This window comes from uncultured Porphyromonas sp., assembly GCF_934359325.1.
In the GTDB taxonomy this organism is placed as follows: domain Bacteria; phylum Bacteroidota; class Bacteroidia; order Bacteroidales; family Porphyromonadaceae; genus Porphyromonas_A.
Genome location: NZ_CAKRLH010000183.1, coordinates 1 through 3283, shown reverse-complemented (window position 1 = coordinate 3283; position 3283 = coordinate 1). Strand labels below are relative to the sequence as shown.

At 60.1% G+C, this 3283-nt stretch carries 3 protein-coding genes; 1 reads left to right on the top strand and 2 read right to left on the bottom strand.

The window, feature by feature from the left end; all coding sequences use genetic code 11:
• Positions 1-1967: TonB-dependent receptor plug domain-containing protein (locus Q0F21_RS06595; RefSeq protein WP_297238482.1), on the bottom strand; the 1967-nt coding region annotated here is incomplete at its 3' end.
• A gap of 81 nt (positions 1968-2048) precedes the next feature.
• Positions 2049-2363 (bottom strand): hypothetical protein, encoded by a 315-nt coding sequence (locus tag Q0F21_RS06590; RefSeq protein WP_297238480.1) that lies wholly within the window; start codon positions 2361-2363, stop codon positions 2049-2051.
• Between the two features lie 477 nt (positions 2364-2840).
• Here Q0F21_RS06590 and ytpR point away from each other — a divergent pair.
• On the top strand, positions 2841-3283 hold a 443-nt coding region (ytpR, locus tag Q0F21_RS06585; RefSeq protein ID WP_363282727.1), incomplete at its 3' end, for a YtpR family tRNA-binding protein.

Below are 3283 nucleotides of genomic sequence, written 5' to 3'. Positions count from 1 at the left end.
TGAGTGAGGCGAAATGGGGGGATAAAGGGGAGATACCGCCCCGTGGAGCGCTCGTTGCCGAGGACGATGCCCCCCAGCACCCGGTACGAGATTCGGTCGGTGAGCGACCAGCGAACCTCCGCATCCACCCCGCGGAGAAAGGCGGAGGTACTGCGATAGCGGAAGAGCGGGTAGACGCCGCTGAGGACTGGGAAGAAGTCTCCCGTCGGAGCCTTGTAGATATACTCTCCGATCCACTGCAGATAGCCCTCGATCGATGCGCGAAAGGCGCTCGACGAGTAATCGACGGCGGCGATCCACTTCAGCGCTCGCTCGCTACCCATCGTGTCGTCCCCCTTGAGGTACAGCCCCCCGGCAGCGTCCAGCCCCTCGCTCCAGAGCTCCGCCACATGGGGCGCCCGCCAGGCGCTGCCGAGCTGCGTCGTGAGAGCGAGGGAGGGAAGGAGGTGGTAGTGTGCCGCTGCCATGGCAGTGAGATTGAGATACCGCCGCTCACCCCCATAGGGACGGGAGTAGAGGTCGATGCCCTCGGCATTGAGGTAAAGACCATCGATCCGCCCGCCCGCCTCAAGAGCCAGCCGCTCAGTCTGGTACTTCTGCACCCCGTAGAGCCCGCCCGAGAGACGTACATAATTGGGGATCAGGGGAACAACTCCCGTGCCGGGCTGATTGAAGTTATTGCTGTAGGTGACCCCGCTCCCTACTTCGCTCGACCAGTGACCGTGATTCTTCGACCAGGTGAAGTCGCCCTGAGCATTGTCGAGCGTCAGGCTCACACTCGGGATCGAGGAGCGATCCATACGGCGGAAGTGGTACTCCCGCTGACGGTCGCGCTGGTAGGCGAGGCAGAGAGCGAGGGTGCCATGGTGGTCGCTGTGATACTCCCCCCGCAGGCGGAGGTTGTGATGGACCGATCGGTGACGGGGGAAGGCTATGGAGCGAGAGAAAGGGGCAATCTCCACCGGTCGTCCCAGTCGGATCCGCTCCTGCAGCTGGTCGACACTGCCGAGCTGTGCGCCGAAGTAAATCCCCTCGTCGTGGTCGCTCAGGTTGTAGAAGAGCTCCACCAGCCCCTTCTCCCCCTTCCACCCGAGATTAAGGTCAAGGTCTCCGGCTCGCGAGCCGGTATTATTTAGGAGGTACTTGGCGGTCGATCGATCCCCTGCATTGGCATACGCCGCCTGGAGACGGTAGGCAAAGGAGGGCAAAGGACTCCCGGCGAGCGCGAAGTCAGCACCGAGACTGTGACCATTGGAGCCATACTCCGCTCCGACCCGCCCGGTAGTTCGCTCGCCGTAGGGCAGCAGAGGGCTGTCCACGATGATCACCCCGCCGAGGGCATCGCTGCCATAGCGAACCGACTCTGCCCCCTTGAGGACAGTGATCATACCGGCATGCCCCGCATGGAGCCGGGTGCCGAAGTCGACATTCCACTGCTGCGCCTCTTGCCGCACGCCGTTTCGGATGATCAGGATCCTATTTCCCGAGAGACCGTGGATCACCGGCACCCCCTCGCCACTACCGGTGCCGATGCTGCTTACCCCCTTAATCATCGTCAGCGCATCGGTCAGGTCCTGCCGGATCGTCCGGTGGAGGTCATCGGAGGTGATCACCTCGCCCACCATCGTCCGCTCCTTGGGCGTCCGCTGCGCCACCACCTCGACGGCGCCCAGGAGTTCGCGCGCAGGGTACATATAAACGGTGGTATCCCTCAGGTTCGCCACCGGGATCACAAAGGGATCATAGCCCACGAAACTGCCGACGAGCCGATCCCCCCTTTGCCCCGCATTCGTCGGGACAAGGGCGAGACCTGCGCCATCCGTGAGATAAGTGTGACGACCCAGCCGGAGGATCACACCCGGCAGAGGCTGTCTGTCCTCGGCATCGAGGACGGTGACCCGCCACGACTGAGCCGCCGCCGACAGGGTCAGGAGCGTGAGCAGTGTCCCCAGGAGGGTATGCCTCACGCTTTTATATAAATGTATCATTGGATTTCTCTCTACAGTGCAACAAAGCCGACCGCTCCTGAGAGCGACCGACGTCAAGTGTTACAGTAGAGAGAAAGGAGGAGCGCGGAGGGCCGGAAGAGTGACAGAGACCGAGCTAAGTGTCCGAGTCGGAGCCACGTAAAGCTCCACAGCAGGGGTCTGAGGTGCAGTGACCTCAGGAGTCCCCGCACCATCAGCAAAGGTCTCGGAGAGGAAGTGGAGGAAGAGACAGCCGGTGGCACTTGTCGACGAAGTGTCGCAGAGGCCGCTGACGTGATCGGGCGACGAGAGGTGAACCGGCAGCGTCACCGCCACCGAACCAAAGACCGCCAGCATCACGCCGGCCAGCACCCTTATGAGTTGCTCTCTCTTCATTTCTCCGCAAAGATATAGAAAAACAGCCCAACATTCCTCCATCTATCTAAACTATTTAGGCATGGCGCATCTGAGCTAATTCCCATTTTTCATCAGAAAGAAGCAGAAAAAGACATCAAGTGACTCTGTGAGACATTTGCTCCGTACGCAGGTGGTATTTTTGCACCACAAAAGCTTCTGAAAAAGTCAGACGCCAACCTACTGCCGGAGTGAGGACATACCTCTCCTGGACCACCATCCTCCATCGGTATTTCGGGCTTTGGGAGGCGACCTATCGGGTGCTTCGTACACGTCTGTAGAATGGTTCTCCGCACCACTCAGATGCATCACCCCGATCGAGAGGAGTGGTGCTTTTGTGATTGGACGGAATTAGGGCTAAATTTGTAGTCCCATTATACTGAGTATTCTGTGCCGTGTGCCATCGACCTCAGACGAGGACGACACCGTGCGACACACATATATATTGAGAGAAAAAGAATGATCGTTTCGTACAACTTGCTCAAGAAGTATGTCGACCATGACCTCACTGCTGAGGAGGTCAGCGACATCCTGACATCAACCGGTCTGGAGTCGGACGGCGTGGAGACGCGTGAGTCAATCCGTGGCGGACTGCGCGGTCTCGTCATCGGTAAGGTCCTCACCTGTGTACCCCACCCCAACTCCGACCACCTCCACATCACCACCGTGGATCTCGGTAGCAAGTACAGCCCGGACGGACCTCTCCAGATCGTCTGCGGTGCGCCCAATGTGGCAGCCGGACAGACCGTCGTCGTCGCCACCATCGGCTGCACGCTCTACGACGGTGAGGAGTCCTTTACGATCAAGAAGAGCCGCATGCGGGGAGAGGACTCCTTCGGCATGATCTGCGCCGAGGACGAGATCGGACTCGGCACCGCCCACGACGGGATCATGGTGCTGCC